Source organism: Alistipes intestinihominis, assembly GCF_040095975.1.
GTDB lineage: Bacteria > Bacteroidota > Bacteroidia > Bacteroidales > Rikenellaceae > Alistipes > Alistipes senegalensis.
In genome coordinates this window covers 181,416-197,175 of sequence record NZ_JBBMFL010000004.1, presented here as the reverse complement: position 1 = coordinate 197,175, position 15,760 = coordinate 181,416, and the positions used below count along the sequence as shown (strand labels likewise).

General features: G+C 61.7%; 12 protein-coding genes. 8 read left to right on the top strand and 4 right to left on the bottom strand.

Annotated elements, in window-relative coordinates:
• Positions 1-2: 2 nt before the first annotated feature.
• From WMO46_RS05325 to WMO46_RS05290, 8 genes are all read left to right on the top strand, one after another.
• Positions 3-3,137, top strand: a complete 3,135-nt coding sequence (locus WMO46_RS05325) for an efflux RND transporter permease subunit (RefSeq protein WP_349093954.1) — start codon at positions 3-5, stop codon at positions 3,135-3,137.
• On the top strand, positions 3,137-4,525 hold the full coding sequence (locus tag WMO46_RS05320) for an efflux transporter outer membrane subunit (protein ID WP_349093953.1): 1,389 nt from the start codon (positions 3,137-3,139) through the stop codon (positions 4,523-4,525). Before WMO46_RS05325 ends, WMO46_RS05320 begins: the two co-directional genes overlap by 1 nt.
• A 107-nt stretch (positions 4,526-4,632) precedes the next feature.
• Positions 4,633-7,155 carry a ferrous iron transport protein B gene (gene feoB / locus WMO46_RS05315; protein ID WP_349093952.1) on the top strand — a complete coding sequence of 841 codons (2,523 nt, stop codon included), beginning with the start codon at positions 4,633-4,635 and terminating at the stop codon, positions 7,153-7,155.
• A 3-nt stretch (positions 7,156-7,158) separates the two neighbouring features.
• The gene (locus WMO46_RS05310) at positions 7,159-7,317 is read left to right on the top strand and encodes a FeoB-associated Cys-rich membrane protein (protein ID WP_019150388.1); all 159 of its coding nucleotides are present in this window, start codon (positions 7,159-7,161) and stop codon (positions 7,315-7,317) included.
• 33 nt (positions 7,318-7,350) lie between these two features.
• Positions 7,351-7,722: a CidA/LrgA family protein gene (locus tag WMO46_RS05305; RefSeq protein WP_019150389.1), complete on the top strand. Its 372-nt coding sequence runs from the start codon at positions 7,351-7,353 to the stop codon at positions 7,720-7,722.
• Positions 7,715-8,413: an LrgB family protein gene (locus WMO46_RS05300; protein ID WP_278966124.1), complete on the top strand. Its 699-nt coding sequence runs from the start codon at positions 7,715-7,717 to the stop codon at positions 8,411-8,413. The genes WMO46_RS05305 and WMO46_RS05300 overlap by 8 nt, the downstream gene beginning before the upstream one ends.
• 89 nt (positions 8,414-8,502) lie before the next feature.
• Positions 8,503-10,167, top strand: coding sequence for a putative transporter (locus tag WMO46_RS05295; RefSeq protein WP_026076449.1), 1,665 nt, complete (start codon positions 8,503-8,505; stop codon positions 10,165-10,167).
• Between the two features lie 103 nt (positions 10,168-10,270).
• Positions 10,271-11,458, top strand: coding sequence for a pyridoxal phosphate-dependent aminotransferase (locus WMO46_RS05290; RefSeq protein ID WP_019150392.1), 1,188 nt, complete (start codon positions 10,271-10,273; stop codon positions 11,456-11,458).
• Positions 11,459-11,565: 107 nt separating this feature from the next.
• On the opposite strand, the gene WMO46_RS05285 is transcribed toward WMO46_RS05290, so the two are convergent.
• From WMO46_RS05285 to purT, 4 genes are read right to left on the bottom strand one after another with little or no spacing between them, the layout of a single operon-like run.
• A complete protein-coding gene (locus WMO46_RS05285) occupies positions 11,566-12,729 on the bottom strand; it encodes an acyltransferase family protein (RefSeq protein WP_349093951.1) in 1,164 nt (387 codons plus the stop codon).
• Between the two features lie 4 nt (positions 12,730-12,733).
• Positions 12,734-13,174 carry a peptidylprolyl isomerase gene (locus tag WMO46_RS05280; RefSeq protein ID WP_019150394.1) on the bottom strand — a complete coding sequence of 147 codons (441 nt, stop codon included), beginning with the start codon at positions 13,172-13,174 and terminating at the stop codon, positions 12,734-12,736.
• A 22-nt stretch (positions 13,175-13,196) separates the two neighbouring features.
• The gene (locus tag WMO46_RS05275) at positions 13,197-14,330 is read right to left on the bottom strand and encodes an acyltransferase family protein (protein ID WP_349093950.1); all 1,134 of its coding nucleotides are present in this window, start codon (positions 14,328-14,330) and stop codon (positions 13,197-13,199) included.
• 54 nt (positions 14,331-14,384) lie between these two features.
• Positions 14,385-15,554, bottom strand: coding sequence for a formate-dependent phosphoribosylglycinamide formyltransferase (purT, locus tag WMO46_RS05270; protein WP_276714683.1), 1,170 nt, complete (start codon positions 15,552-15,554; stop codon positions 14,385-14,387).
• Between the last annotated feature and the right edge of the window lie 206 nt (positions 15,555-15,760).

The window sequence follows — 15,760 nt, the reverse complement described above, 5'->3', positions numbered from 1 at the left end:
CTATGGAGAAATTTTTCATCTCGCGTCCGATCTTCGCCATCTCGCTGGCCATCGTCATCGTGCTCGTGGGGCTGATCTCGATCACGCAGTTGCCGATCGAACAGTATCCCGACATCACGCCCCCGGTCGTGGAGGTCTCGGCGACCTACGACGGCGCCGATGCCGAGACGGTGAACAACGCCGTGGCGACGCCCGTGGCCCAGGCCGTGATGGGCGTCAGCGACATGCTCTACATGCAGGCCACCTCGGCCAACGACGGGTCGATGACCTTGCAGGTCACGTTCGACATCGGCTCCGATCCCGATCTGGACGCCATCTTCACTCAGAACAACGTCTCGTCGGCCACGGCCGAACTCCCGGCGACGGTCACCCGGCAGGGCGTCACCACGCGCAAGACCATGACGGGATTCCTGATGGTCTACTCGCTCCACAGCGACGGTCGCTACGACGGGGAGTTCCTCTCGAACTACGCCTACATCAACCTGCAAAACGAACTGCTGAAGATCGACGGTGTGGGCAAGGTCTCGATCATGGGCGCCGGAGAGTACGCCATGCGTATCTGGCTGCGGCCCGACGTGCTGAAATACTACGGCATCGCCGTGGACGAGGTGACGGCGGCCATCGAACAGCAGGGAGGCATCTACCCCGCCGGGCAGTTCGGGGCCGAACCGGTTCCCTACGGCGTGGCCTACACCTATACGGTGACCATGCCGCCGCAGATCTCCACCGCCGAAGAGTTCGCCGACATCGTCGTGCGCACGACCTCCTCGGGCGAGCAGATCCGTCTGGGCGACATCGCCGAGGTGTCGCTCGGAAGCCAGACCTACGGCGTCAGTTCGTCCTACGAGAGCGATCCGACGGCCATGATCGTCATCTACCAGCAGCCGGGCAGCAACGCCGTGGCCGTCGGCGGCAAGATCAAAGCCGCGATGGAACGGCTCGCGGAGCGTTTTCCCGACGGCATCGAAGCCGCCACGATCGTCGATACCACGACGAGCATCGACGCCGGCGTGAGGGACATCTTCCGCACGCTCATCATCGCGCTCCTGCTCGTCATCTTCATCATCTATCTCTTCTTGCAGGACTGGCGGGCGACCGTGATTCCGCTGGTGGCGATACCCGTGTCGCTCGTCGGCGCCTTCGCGCTGTTTCCCCTGCTCGGATTCTCGATCAACATCATCTCGCTGCTGGGGCTCGTGCTGGCCATCGGACTGGTCGTGGACGACGCCATCGTGGTCGTCGAGGCTGCGCAGGTGAATATCGAACGGGGCATGAAACCCCGTGCGGCGGCGCTGGAAGCCATGCGCAACGTGGCTTCGCCGATCGTCGCCACGACCGTCGTGCTGCTGGCCGTCTTCGTCCCCGTGTCGTTCACAGGCGGCATCACGGGACGGCTGTTCCAGCAATTCTCCGTGACGATCGCCGTGTCGGTGGTCATCTCGGCGTTCAACGCCCTGACCCTTTCTCCGGCGCTCTGCGCCCTGCTCCTCCGCCACCGGGAACCGTCGCAGAAAGGCTTCTTCGCGGCTTTCAACCGCTGGTTCGCCCGGCAGATGGACCGCTATACGGCCTTCACTCCGACGCTGATGCGCCACGTCGCCCGCACGGGGCTGTTCGTGGCCGTGGTCCTGGGGGCGATCTTCGTGGTGTGGCGCAAACTGCCCGCGGGATTCCTCCCCGAAGAGGATCAGGGTTATGTGATGGTGATGGTCTCGACGCCCGAAGCCTCGTCGCTGCAAGTGACCCGAAAGGCCATGACCGACGCCGATGCCGTGATCCGCACGCTTCCCGAGGTCGCCTCCACGTCGTTCGCCGCAGGGTTCAACATGATGGCCGGCATCGCCTCGACCTCGAGCGGCATCATCTTCGTCAAACTCGTCGATTACTCCGACCGCAAGCTCTCGGCCATGCAGATCGCACAAAAACTCACCGACGAACTTTACGTGGCGGTCGCCGGGGCCGAATGCTATGCCTTCATTCCGCCCTCGATTCCGGGGCTGGGCGTCACGTCGGGCGTTTCGGTCGAGGTGCAGGACCTCGAAGGGCGCGGCACGGCCTACCTGCTGGAAAACGCCGAACGGCTGATGGACTCGCTGCGCAAAAGCCCCTCCGTCGCCTCGGTCACCACGCAGTTCGACGCCGGGGTGCCCCAGCGGCGGCTGCGCATCGACAAACAGCAGGCGCTGGCCGCGGGCGTGGACCTCGGAACGTTGTACGGCGAGCTGACCACCCTCTTGGGCGGCACCTACATCAACAATTTCACGCGCTTCGGCAAGCTCTATCAGACCTACGTGCAGGCCGCGCCCGACTACCGCCTCGACCGGCGTTCGCTGGACAGCTACTATGTCACCTCGGCATCGGGCGAAAGCGTCCCCGTGGCGTCACTCGTCGAGGTGGCCGACACCGTGGGCGTGGAGTACGTCTCGCAGTTCAACCTCTACCGCTCCGTATCGCTCACCGTCACCCCCGCCGCACGGGCTTCGACGACGACCGTCATGCAGGAGATCACGGCGACGGCCGCTGCCGTGCTGCCCGACGACATCGGCACGGCATGGAGCGGTACCTCGTATCAGGAGGCCAACGCCTCGAAGACCGGCGGACTGGTCTATGCACTGGCGCTCGTGTTCGTGTTCCTCGCGCTGGCGGCCCTGTACGAATCGTGGGGACTGCCGCTGGCGATTCTGATGAGCGTTCCGGTGGCGGTGCTCGGCGCCGTGCTGTTCGTCGGCGGCACGCACCTGATGAATGCGCTCTATGTCAACGACATCTACATGCAAATTTCGCTCGTCATGCTGATCGGACTGGCGGCCAAGAACGCCATTCTGGTCGTCGAATACGCCGACCGGCTGTTCCGCGAGCAGGGCGCGTCGCTGATGGATGCGGCCATCGGGGCCGCGAAACTCCGCGTGAGGCCGATCATCATGACCGCCTTCGCCTTCATCCTGGGCGTCATGCCGCTCGTCTTCGCCAGCGGCGTCTACGCCACAGCCCGCAACATCATGGGCGTGGCCCTCGTGGGCGGCATGCTGTTCGCCACCCTGCTGGGCATCTTCGTCTACCCTGCGCTCTACTATTTCGTCGGAAAGATCGGCCGCTTCGAACAGCGCCGCGAACGTCAAAAAACGGAGGAAGCATAATGAAAACGAAACTTACGATCACCGCCGCCGTCGTGATGCTGGCCGCCTGCACCCCGAAATTCTATCCGCCGCAGGTCGCCACGCCCGAGAACTATCTCTACGGCGAGGGGTTCTCGCAGGACACGACGGGCGTGGGCGAACGCTGGTGGGAACTCTTCGGCGACACGACGCTCAACGCCTTCGTCGAACGGGCGCTGGCCAACAACCGCGACGTGGCCGCGGCCGCCGCACGGGTCGAAGAGGCCCGGGCCAACCTCCGGACCGTGCGGGCGCAATACCTGCCGCAGATCGGCATCGGGGCCTCGGCCGAGGGCGAATACACCCCCGAAACCAAGATCGTGCAGTCGTATGCCGTCGAGCCGACCCTCTCGTGGGAGCTGTCGCTTTTCGGAGCCCTGCGCAACGCCAAACGCGTCGCAAAGGCCGAGATCGCCTCGACCGAATGGGCGCTGGCGGGCGTCCGCCTTTCGCTGGCCGCCGAGGTCGCCACGACCTATTTCACGCTGCTGGAGTACGAGCGCGACCTTTCGATCGCCCGTCAGACCCTCCGGCTGCGACGCGAATCGGCCGCGCTGATCGACTCGATGTTCCGCTACGGCATGTCCGACGGCGTGGCGCTGGAGCAGGCCCGGAGTCTGGTCTACACCGCCGAGGCCGACATTCCGCAATACAGCCGCGCCGTAGAGCAGACGTGGCTTTCGATGGGCATACTGCTGGGTGAAACGCCCTCGCAGGTGCAGCTCTCCGGAGCGGGCCAGCGCCTGCTGACCGACGACCTGCCTGCGGAGATTCCCGTGGGTCTGCCGTCGGAGCTTCTGAAACGGCGTCCCGACATCCGCGAAGCGCATTTCAACATGCTGCGAGCCGCTGCGCAGGCCGGTCAGGCGCGGAGCGCCCGCTTCCCGTCCATCTCGCTGACGGCCAAAGGCGGAGTGGCATCCAGCTCGATCAAAGGTTTAACAGCTGCGAATCCCTGGGCATGGGATGCGCTGGGGTCCGTGGCCGAACCGATCTTCGGATTCGGAAAGCTCCGCAATGCCGAACGGGCCGCGATGGCGGCCTATACGCAGTCGGCGAAGAGTTACGAGCAGACCGTGCTGACGGCCTTCGCCGATGTCGAAAAGGCGCTGGTGGCCATCACGACCTACCGCGACCAGACCGGGCGCACGGGCGAACTGCTGCTCTCGAACGACCGTGTCGCCACGATGACCCGCGCACTCTACCGCAGCGGACTGTCGGACTACCTCGATGTGATCGACGCCGAGCGCAGTCTCTACCAGACGCAAATGGAGCTGGTGAACCTCGTGGCGCAGCAGTATATCAACTACGTCACGCTCTGCAAGGCGCTGGGCGGCGGCTGGAACGACACAATTGAGAATCAGGAATGAAAATTTTACGTTGACAGTATGTTGTCAGAATAGTGGAACTATACCTATTTGTAGGGATTGTGTATTTTGCGGTAAAATAGTATCTTTGGGACGCAAAATAGAAGAAAATGCGTCTATCCGAACTTAAAACCGGCGAATCGGGGACGATCGTCAAGGTGATGGGCCACGGAGGCTTCCGCCGCCGCATCATGGAGATGGGATTCGTCCGCGGACAGCAGGTCGAAGTGCTTCTGAATGCGCCCCTGAAAGACCCGATCGAATACAAGATCATGGGCTACGACATTTCGCTGCGCCGCAGCGAGGCCGACATGGTCGAGGTGCTCACCGACAGCGAGGCCACCGAATACCTCGAAGGCGGACATCGCCGCCATCATCACGAGCATCACCATCATCACGGCCCCGGCGGGGAACCGGAACGGAACGACGCATTCGGAGCTGCGGATTCCGGCGCAGAATGTTGCACGAGCATTGACGAAGTGGTGACACGCCGCACGCGAACTATCACGGTGGCGCTGGTAGGCAACCCCAACAGCGGCAAAACCTCGCTGTTCAACGCCATCTCGGGCGGTCACGAGCACGTGGGCAATTACAGCGGCGTGACCGTCGGGGCCAAGATCGGCAGCTGCGTCTACCGCGGCTACCGCTTCGAGGTCACCGACCTGCCCGGCACCTACGCCCTCTCGGCCTACACGCCCGAGGAGCGTTACGTGCGTCATCATCTGGCTGTGAGCATCCCCGATGTGGTGATAAACTCCGTGGTCGCCTCGAATCTGGAACGCAATCTTTACCTGACCACCGAACTGATCGACATAAACCCGCGTATGGTCGTGGCGCTCAACATGTACGACGAGCTGCAAGCCAGCGGAGCCACCCTCGACTACGAGAATCTGGGCCGCATGCTGGGCGTGCCGATGGTGCCCGTCGAGGCGCGCAACCACCGCGGCATCGACACCCTGCTGGACACCGTGATCGATGTCTACGAGAACCGCGACGAGCGCGTGCGCCATATCCATATCAACATGGGTCCCGTGATCGAAGAGGGGCTGCGCAGGCTTAACGGCGACATGAGCGACCACCGCGACGAACTGCCCAAGGCTTTCCCGCCCCGCTACTATGCGATGAAGATGCTCGAAGGCGATGCCGAGGCCGAAAAGAGTCTCCGCGAATGCAGGAGCTACCCCGAGTGGGCCGATATCCGCGACCGCGAGGCCAGGCGCATCACCGAAGCGCTGGGCGAGGATGTCGAAACGGCCTTCGCCAACCAGAAATACGGATTCATCCAGGGAGCCCTGAAGGAGACTTTCACCCCCGGGCGGCGCGAGGAGGTCACGACGACGGCCGTGATCGACACCTTCGTGACGCACAAGCTGTGGGGATTCCCTATCTTCTTCGCGCTGATGTGGTTCATGTTCTGGTGCACGTTCAGCCTCGGAGCCTATCCGCAGGAGTGGATCGACGCGCTGGTGGGATGGATCGGCGGCGGCGTGGACGCCCTGCTGCCCGCCGGACCGCTGCGCGACCTGCTGGTGGACGGCATCATCGGCGGCGTGGGCGCCGTCATCGTCTTCCTCCCGAACATCATGATTCTCTACCTCTTCATCTCGTTCATGGAGGATTCGGGTTATCTGGCCCGTGCGGCGTTCATCATGGACCGCGTGATGCACCGCATCGGCCTGCACGGAAAGTCGTTCATCCCGCTCATCATGGGATTCGGCTGCAACGTCCCCGCGATCATGGCGTCGCGGACCATCGAAAGCCGCAGCAGTCGCCTGATAACCATACTCATTACGCCGTTCATGTCATGCAGCGCTCGAATTCCGATCTACCTGTTGCTGACGGGGACGTTCTTTGCCGCGAACGCCGGGTCGGTGATGCTGGGGCTCTACGTGCTGGGCATCGTGTTGGCCGTCGTCACGGCGCGGCTGATGCGGCGGTTCCTCTTCCCGGTGGACGAAACGCCGTTCGTGATGGAACTTCCGCCCTACCGTCTCCCGACGTGGAAAACGACCCTCACGCACATGTGGGACAAGTGCGCGCAATACCTTAAAAAGATGGGCGGCATGATCCTGATCGCCTCGGTGATCGTCTGGTTTCTGAGCTACTACCCCCGCACGGACGAGACTGCCGGAACCGAGACCCACTACGCAAACTCCTATCTGGGACGTTTGGGCAAGGGGTGCGAACCGGTGTTCAGCCCGCTGGGATTCAACTGGAAGGCCAGCGTGGCGCTGTTGTCGGGACTTCCGGCCAAGGAGATCGTGGTCTCGACGCTGGGCGTGCTCTACTCCGAAGGCGCCGTGACGACGCCCGCTGAGGGAGAAATCATCGGCGGTGCGGACGGCACGACCGAGATCGTCGTCGCGGAATCCGCGGAGAAAGAGCCCTCCGAGCCCGCCGGGGACGAAGAGACGGCCTCGCTGTCGCAGCGGCTGCTGGCGAGCGGCGACTTCTCGACCGCTTCGGCGCTGGCGTTCCTCGTCTTCATCCTGCTCTACGTCCCCTGCATCGCCACGGTGGTCGCCATCGGTTCCGAAGCCGGATGGAAATGGGCCGCGGCGTCGGTCGTCTACAACACGACGATGGCCTGGCTCGTAGCATGGATCGTCTACCGCATCGTCCTGTTATTCTGAACGATGGACTGGCAGGATTATATCGTGGGGGCTATCGGGATCGCCGCGGTGGCGGCAGCGGCCCTGCGGCTGTGGAGGCTTGCGTGCGGGAAACGCCGGGGAGGCTGTGCGTCGTGCGCCTCGGAACAATGTCCGCTGAAAAAGCACAACCGAAAGAATTAAATCTTATCTTTGCGGCCGCAAACAAAAACGAACGTGGTCGGACTTTTCTACATCCTGCTTTTCTGGCTCATCGGCAATGCGCTGAGCCTCGTGACCGGAGGATATGTCTCGGGGAACATCATCGGCATGATCCTGCTCTTCGCAGCGCTGTGCATGCGCTGGGTGCGGGCCGAAACGGTGCGTCCCGCGGCGCGCTTCCTGCTGGGGGTCATGGCGCTGTTCTTCGTGCCCTACGGCGTGGGGCTGATGGACTCCTACCGCGTGATCCTCGAAAACCTCGGGGCCATCGTCGTCTCGGGAATCGTCTCCACGATCGTCGTGCTGCTCATCACGGGCAAGACCTTCCAGAGCCTGAACCGCCGCGCCCGTCTGCGGCACATCAAACACCTCCGCCACGATGCCTGACGCCTCTTTCCTCTCCTCGGACCTCTTTCTGCTGACCCTCACCGTGGGGCTTTATTGTCTGGGCGGCGCGATCTACCGCCGCACGCGGCTGCCGCTGCTGCACCCCGTGCTGCTGACTTTCGTCGCCGTGATCGTCTTTCTGCGCTGTGCAGGAATCGGCTACGCGCGCTATCAGGAGGCGACGGGCGTACTCAATTTCGCCCTCGGGATGTCGGTCGTGGCGCTGGGATACCTCCTCTACGAACAGCTGGAACGCCTGCGCGGGAGCCTGCTGCCCGTGGGCATCGCCACCTTCGTCGGATGCGTCGCAGGGGTGCTGAGCGTGGTTTACATCGCCATGATGTTCGGCACCGAACGCCAGATACTGACCTCCATAGCCCCCAAATCGGTCACGGTGCCGATCGCCGTGTCGGTCTCGGGACCGCTGGGCGGCAACGTGTCGGTGACATCGGTGGTGGTTTTCTGCGTGGGAATTTTCGGCAGCATCTTCGGCGAATGGATACTGCGCCGCTGCGGCGTCCGCGATCCCGAGGCGCGGGGATTCGCGCTCGGAGCCGCCGCACACGGCATCGGAACGGCCCGGGCCATCGAAATGGGGGCCGCCGAAGGGGCTCTGAGCGGCCTGGCGATGGCCCTGATGGGGCTTGCGACGGCGCTGCTGATGCCGCTGATGGAGAAGTATCTGTATTGAGGAAAATTCTTTTCCCGAAAAGTTTTTTATTTCTGCGATATGTAGTAATTTTGCGCCCGACTCGACAAAAGGCACAAAATTAGGTTAATATGGAGTGGTTGTATACCCTGTTTTTCGGCAACGGCATCGCCCATGCCGTACTTATTTTCGCGTTGGTAATCACCATCGGCATTCTGTTGGGAAAAGTCAAAATCGGAGGCATTTCGCTGGGTGTCACATGGATACTGTTCGTCGGCATCCTGTTCAGCCATTTCGGGATGACCGTCAACGGCGAAGTGAGGCATTTCGTGCAGGAATTCGGACTGATCCTTTTCGTCTTTTCGATCGGACTGCAAGTCGGCCCGGGATTCTTCGCGTCGTTCAAGCACGGCGGAATCACCCTCGTGGGATGCGCCACGGCGATCGTCCTGCTGGGCGTCGCAACGGCCTATGTCATCCACGTCGTGACCGGAACGCCCATTCCGACGATGGTCGGCATCCTCTCGGGCGCCGTGACCAACACCCCCGGACTGGGCGCCGCACAGCAGGCTTATGCCGACGCCTCGGGATTCAGCGATCCCAGCGTCGCGCTGGGCTACGCCGTGGCCTATCCGCTGGGCGTCGTGGGCATCATCTTCACGATGATCTTCATCCGCTATGCCCTGCGCGTGAAATTCGAAAAAGAGGACGAGGCGCTGGCCGCACTCTCCAAGGAGCAGAAATTCGCCGAGAAAGTCTCCGTGGAGTTCACCAACTCGATGCTCGACGGACGCACGGTGGGATATATGCGCGATCTGGTCAACCGTCAGTTCGTGATTTCACGCATCAGGCACACCGACGGGGAGATCACGATGGCCGACGCCGACAGCGTGCTCCGTCTGGGCGACAAGTTGTGGATCATCTGTCAGGCCGAGGATGTCGAAGCCGTCGTGGCTTTCTTCGGGCATCGCGTGGAGCTCACTGACGAGGACTGGGGCAACAACACGCCCAATGCCGAGCTGATCTCGCGGCGCATCCTGATCACCAAATCGTCGATCAACGGCAAGAAATTCTCCGATCTCCGCCTGCGGACCAAATACGGAATCACGATCACCCGCGTCAATCGCGCCGGTGTGGATCTGATCCCCTATCAGGGGCTCGAATTGCAGGTCGGCGACCGCGTGATGGTCGTGGGACCCGAGAAGGCCGTGACACAGGTGGCCGACGTGTTGGGCAACTCGCTCAAAAAGCTCAACCAGCCCAATCTGGTGACGATCTTCGTGGGCATCGCCCTCGGAGTGCTGCTGGGGTCGATTCCCCTGATGAACGTTCCGCAGCCCGTGAAACTGGGTCTGGCGGGCGGTCCGCTGATCGTGGCGATCCTGATCGGACGCTTCGGAACCCACTTCCACCTGGTGACCTATACCACTATGAGCGCCAACCTCATGCTGCGCGAAATCGGCATCGCGCTGTTCCTCGCAGCCGTGGGAATCGGCGCCGGGGACGGATTCATCGACGCCATTGCGGGAGGCGGTTACCGCTGGATCGGCTACGGCGTGATCATCACGGTCGTACCCCTGCTGATCGTCTCGCTCTTCGCGCGGCTGAAGCTGAAAATGAACTACTATACGCTCATGGGAATGATCGCCGGCGCGATGACCGATCCCCCGGCGCTGGCCTATGCCAACGCCACGGCCGGAAACGACATGCCCGCCGTGGGCTATTCAACGGTCTATCCCGTGGTGATGTTCCTGCGGGTCCTGACAGCGCAAATATTCATACTGTTCGCATTGTAACAAAAAGCGGCCCGGGCCGCTTTTTTTGTTCCTATAATTTTTTAATATTTCCATTATTTCCTATCTTTGTCCGGAAAGCATAATCCCAAACATAATTCAAGCTATGGCAAAAGCAGTCAACATCGCCCGTTCGCACCGGCTGGACGGCATCGGAGAGTACTATTTTTCGCGCCGTCTGCGCGAGATCGCCGAGATCGAAGCGGCAACGGGCCGCCAGATCGTAAAACTGGCCATGGGCAGCCCCGACCTGCCGCCCCACCACTCCGTGATCGACCGCCTTGCGAAAGAGGCGCAGCGTCCCGACGTGCACAAATACATGTCCTATCAGGGCGAACCCATCCTGCGAAAGGCTTTTGCCGACTGGTATAAGAAATGGTACCGCACGGAGCTCGATTTCAAATCGGAGGTGCTGCCCCTGATCGGTTCGAAGGAGGGTATCATGCATATCTGCATGACGTTCCTCAATAAGGGCGACAAGGTTCTCGTCCCGAACCCCGGCTACCCCACCTATTCGGCTGCCGTGCGTCTGGCAGGCGGCGAGATGCTGCCCTATGCGCTGAACAAGCAGACCAATTTCTATCCCGATTTCGACGCGATCGAAAAGGCCGGGCTCGACGGCGTGAAGATGATGCTCGTCAACTATCCCAACATGCCGACGGGACAGACGCCCTCGATGGAGCTGTTCCAGAAGATCGTCGATTTCGGCGCCAAGCACAATATCCTGATCGTGCACGACAATCCTTACAGCTTCATCCGCAACGCCGAACACCCGATCTCGATCATGGAGGCCGAGGGCGCGAAGGACGTGGCGCTGGAGATGAACTCGCTATCGAAAGGCCACTCGATGGCCGGCTGGCGCGTGGGCGTCGTGGTGGGCAAAAAGGAGTGGATCGACTCGATCCTGACCTTCAAGTCGAACATGGACTCGGGTATGTTCTACCCCATTCAGGCCGCTGCCGCCACGGCGCTGTCGCTGGGTGAGGAGTGGTTCAAGGAGCTGAACGACATCTACTACGGCCGCGAGAAGCAGGCATACGAACTGCTCGACGCGCTGGGATGCCGCTACCGCAAGGGTCAGGCCGGCCTGTTCGTGTGGGCCGAGCTGCCCGAGGGCTACGAGGGCGACAGCTTCGCATTCTCGGACGAGGTGATGGAGAAGACCGACGTGTTCCTGACCCCCGGCGGAATCTTCGGATCAGAGGGCAAGCACTACATCCGCATCACCCTCTGCTGCCCCGAAGAGCTGTTGAAAAAGGCCACTGACAAGATCAAGATCGCTTTCGGCAAGTAAACGCCGCGACATACGAGAACAGAGAGCCGCTCCTTTTCGGGGGCGGCTCTCTGTTTTGTTATGTTCGACGGCGGAAGCGCAGAACAGGCCGGATAGCGTTATCGCCTCTAAGCCCTGCCTTTTAGGCGGGGGCGGGTGAGCCACTCGCGGACGGGCAGGTCGTAGAGTTTCAGGCAGGCCCAGGCCAGTCCGACAGACATGATGAATACCGAGACGCTGACGAAGATATGCGTGCTGAGCGGCGCATCGGGATTGCCCGCAGCCCATGCCATCTGCATATAGACCAGCGGATAATGCGTGATATAAAGCGGATAGGATATTTCGCCGAGGAATTTGCAGACGGCGATGGATTTGGCATCCGTGACGCGGCTTCCGGCACCCATCGAGACGATCAGCGGGAAGACGAGCAGGATCACCAGCGCCTGATAGACGCCGTTGAACCACGGTGTCGAGGGATCGCCGACATGGGGCATGACCAGCGCCGCCGCAATGAGCAGCGAACACCACCAGAATCCGCCCCGCACCCGGATCAGCGCCCCGAGGCGCGAGAGCAGCAATCCCGCGAAGAAGGGGTACAGCAGGCGCGAGAAGCCGATGTAAATCTGCTCCGGAGTGACGCTCCATCCGCCGATGACGGTCCATGCCACGGAACGGTTGGCCGAAAGCAAACCGAAGAGATTGAGGTTCAGCGTGAGATCGAGGGTCAGCACCGCGGCTGCGGCCACGAAGAAGCCGAGCAGAAGCTTCGAAAAACGGCGGATGACGAGCGCATAGAGAATGTTGGCTATGTACTCGTAGAGCAGCGACCACGCGGGACCGTTCAACGGACTGGTTTCGCCCCACCCGCGGATGTCCCACGCCGGAGGCGCGGGGAGAATCGTGCAGGCGAGCAGGCAGATCAGCAGCACTTTCCACCACGCCACGTCGGCGATCATCGGAAACGCTGCGGCCTGGAAGTAGAAGAAGAGCGCCCCGATGACCGACCCCATGACGACCATCGGATGCAGGCGGATGAGCCGCCGTTTGAAAAAATCTTTGAGCGACATGCGGTTCCAGCGGTCGTCGTAGGCATAGCCGATGACGAAGCCCGAAAGCACGAAGAAGAAATCGACGGCCAGATAGCCGTGGTTGAGAATCTGGAAAGCCTGTCCCCCGGAGTAGGTCTCGAAGAGGTGGAAGGCCACCACGATCAGCGCCGCCACGCCGCGAAGTCCGTCGAGGATCTCGTAGCGAGGTTTGGAGGCCAGATAACCGGCAGAGGTTGCAGTCATAGGCTTACTCTTCGACGATTCGGATGGATAGAATCTTGTCGCCGGGACGGATGTCGTCGATCACGTCCAATCCTTCGACCACTTGTCCGAAGCAGGTGTGGCGGCCGTCGAGATGTCGGGTGTTCTCGCGGTTGTGGCAGATGAAGAACTGCGAACCTCCCGTGTCGCGCCCGGCGTGGGCCATCGAGAGCACACCGCGGTCGTGACGCTGGCGCGGAGCCGAAGTCTCGCACTTGATGGTGTAGCCCGGACCTCCCGTGCCGTCGCCCTTGGGGCATCCGCCCTGGATCACGAAGTCGGGAATCACGCGGTGGAACGTCAGTCCGTCGTAGAAATTGTGTTCGGCCAGCTCGACGAAATTGGCCACGGTTCCGGGAGTTTCGGCAGCGTAAAGCTCGGCTTTCATCACCCCTTTTTCGGTCGAAATGATTGCGTATTTTTTCATATCGTCGCTTGATTGATGTGTATCACTTTTTTTCGGTCCGCAGCAGGTGCTTCGACAGGAAGCGGCGGACGGGTTCGTCGTAAAGTTTCAGACACAGCCATGCCAGCAGAACCGAGCCCGCGACCAGCGCCGCAGCGCCGGGCAGGGACTCGGCGAAAGTCAGTTCTTCGTTCTTGACCCACGCATAATAAAGGTATATGAAGGGATAGTGGACCATATAGAGCGGATAGGAGATGTCGCCCAGGAATTTGCAAACCCGCGTGGTTATCCGGTCGGTGGTCCTGCCCGAAGCCGCCAGCCAGACGATCGCCGGAAAGAGGACGATGGCGCAGACGGCATCGTAAATTCCGTTCATCCACAGGTGCTCGCCGCCCCCGATGCGCGGCACGGAGGAGATAGCGACGATGGCGATGCCGCCGATCCAGAACGCACCTTTAACCTTTACGGGTCTGAATATCCGTGCCAGCAGCAGACCTGCCGGGAATGCGAACAACAGGCGCAGGGAACCGCCGAGGATGTTCTCCTCCGTCAGCGCAAACCCCACGCACAAATCGCCGAGCGGTCCCCAGACGGCGAATGCCGCCAGTCCGCAGGCGGTCAGCAGGACCAGAACGGCGAGCGCACGGGTCGGAAGCAGCCGGATGAAGAAGGCATAAAGGATGTTGCCGATGTATTCGAAGAACAGCGACCAGCTGGGGCCGTTCAGCGGGTACATCTCCCCCACGCCCCGGATTTCGGTCCCGGGGGTCGCCGGAATCAGCAGAGCGTTCATCAGCGTGGCGAGGAGCAGCGCCCCGACCGACACCGTAGATACGTCCCAGACGGAGCATCCCTGGAAATAGAACATCACGGCGCCGATCAGGGCTCCGATGACGACCATCGGGTGCAGGCGGATGAAACGCCGTTTGAGGAACTCCCCGACCGTCATCTTCGTCCAACGGTCGTCGTAGGCGTAGCCGATGACGAAACCCGAGAGGATGAAGAAGAAATCGACGGCCAGGTAGCCGTGGTTGATCCGCTGGTCGAGGTGGCTGGTCGCATAAGCCTCGAACAGGTGAAAGCACACGACCGTCAACGCGGCCACGCCGCGCAGTCCGTCGAGAATGTTGTAATGCGGTTTGGTATCCGCAAATGCGGCTGCCGAAACGTCTGACATCTTATCTGTTTTTGGGGTCGTTCTTGTCTCTCCTCGCGCCGGAACGCCCGGTCGCTACTCCGTCACTTTCACCTTCGCGGCGGCGGCCTTCACGCGGTCGCGCAGGGCGTCGAGATCGCTGCCCAGCGGCTCGTAGCCCACGACGACGCCCATGCGGCGGTTCACGCGCGCCACGGGCTTTCCGAAGATGCGGATGTCGGTGCGGGGATCGTCGGCCACGGCCTCCTCCACGCCTTCGTAATGCGGCGTCTGCGTCGCCACGGGCGAGAGGATCACGGCGCTGGCGCCCAGCCGCTCGAACGTAATGGCCGGGATCGGAATCCCCAGCACGGCCCGCAGGTGGAGTTCGAACTCGTTGAGATTCTGCGTTCCGGCCAGCGTCACCATGCCCGTATCGTGCGGACGGGGCGACAGTTCGGAGAAATAGACCCCGTTGTCGTGGCTCAGGAAAAATTCCACGCCCCACAGCCCGGCGCCGGAGAGCGCTTCGGTGACGGCCGCAGCCATGCGCTGCGCTTCGGCGAGGTGTTCGGGAGCGATCTCGGGAGACTGGAAGCTCTCGCGGTAATCACCGCCCTTCTGCACATGGCCGATCGGCGGACAGAACAGCGTCGGGCCGTTCTTCTGGGTGACGGTCAGCAGCGTGATTTCGCTGTCGAAACGGATGAACTCCTCGACGATCAGTTCGCGGATGTCGCCGCGCGAACCTTCGCAGCCGTAGCGCCATGCCTGTTCCAGCTCTTCGGGAGCCTTCACCACCGACTGACCCTTGCCCGAGGAGGACATCAGCGGTTTCACTACGCAGGGGAAGCCGATCTTTCCGGCGGCCTGCTGCAACTCCTCGAACGACGTGGCATAGAAATAGCGGGCGGTTTTCAGTCCCAGTTCCTTGGCCGCCAGATCGCGGATGGCCTTGCGGTTCATCGTGAAATTCACGGCCCGGGCGCTCGGTGCCACCTGCACCCCGGCCCGTTCGAAATCGTAGAGACGTTCGGTGCGGATAGCCTCGATTTCGGGAACGATGACATCGGGACGGTGTTTGGCGACTGCCGCCGCCAGTGCGTCACCGTCGAGCATGTCGAAGACCTCGAAGGCGTCGGCCACCTGCATCGCGGGAGCTCCCGCATATTTGTCGCATGCCACGACGGTCTGGCCCAGCCGCTGAGCCGCAATCACGAACTCCTTGCCCAGTTCGCCCGAGCCCAGAAGCAGTATCTTTTTCATAAAGGTATGTAATTAAAAACGGTATCGAATCCATTTGCGCCTGCGGAATCGGCATCCCGCCGGGCGTTTCGCAACGCAAAGATAAACTTTTCGACCGAATTTTCCGTCTCTTTTCCCTATTTCTTCGACGGCGGCTTCCGTGCGGCGGACCGGAGAACCTTCGCACCGGCCGGAGCGTCCATCGGCTCCGCAAAAAAAAAGACGAG

Excerpts from the sequence above, each read along its gene's own strand:
- WMO46_RS05285 (WP_349093951.1), bottom strand. The coding sequence starts at position 12,729 with ATGACTGCAACCTCTGCCGGTTATCTGGCCTCCAAACCTCGCTACGAG.
- WMO46_RS05295 (WP_026076449.1), top strand. The coding sequence starts at position 8,503 with ATGGAGTGGTTGTATACCCTGTTTTTCGGCAACGGCATCGCCCATGCC.
- WMO46_RS05310 (WP_019150388.1), top strand. The coding sequence starts at position 7,159 with ATGGACTGGCAGGATTATATCGTGGGGGCTATCGGGATCGCCGCGGTG.
- WMO46_RS05280 (WP_019150394.1), bottom strand. The coding sequence starts at position 13,174 with ATGAAAAAATACGCAATCATTTCGACCGAAAAAGGGGTGATGAAAGCC.
- feoB (WP_349093952.1), top strand. The coding sequence starts at position 4,633 with ATGCGTCTATCCGAACTTAAAACCGGCGAATCGGGGACGATCGTCAAG.
- WMO46_RS05290 (WP_019150392.1), top strand. The coding sequence starts at position 10,271 with ATGGCAAAAGCAGTCAACATCGCCCGTTCGCACCGGCTGGACGGCATC.
- WMO46_RS05320 (WP_349093953.1), top strand. The coding sequence starts at position 3,137 with ATGAAAACGAAACTTACGATCACCGCCGCCGTCGTGATGCTGGCCGCC.
- WMO46_RS05275 (WP_349093950.1), bottom strand. The coding sequence starts at position 14,330 with ATGTCAGACGTTTCGGCAGCCGCATTTGCGGATACCAAACCGCATTAC.
- WMO46_RS05300 (WP_278966124.1), top strand. The coding sequence starts at position 7,715 with ATGCCTGACGCCTCTTTCCTCTCCTCGGACCTCTTTCTGCTGACCCTC.
- purT (WP_276714683.1), bottom strand. The coding sequence starts at position 15,554 with ATGAAAAAGATACTGCTTCTGGGCTCGGGCGAACTGGGCAAGGAGTTC.
- WMO46_RS05325 (WP_349093954.1), top strand. The coding sequence starts at position 3 with ATGGAGAAATTTTTCATCTCGCGTCCGATCTTCGCCATCTCGCTGGCC.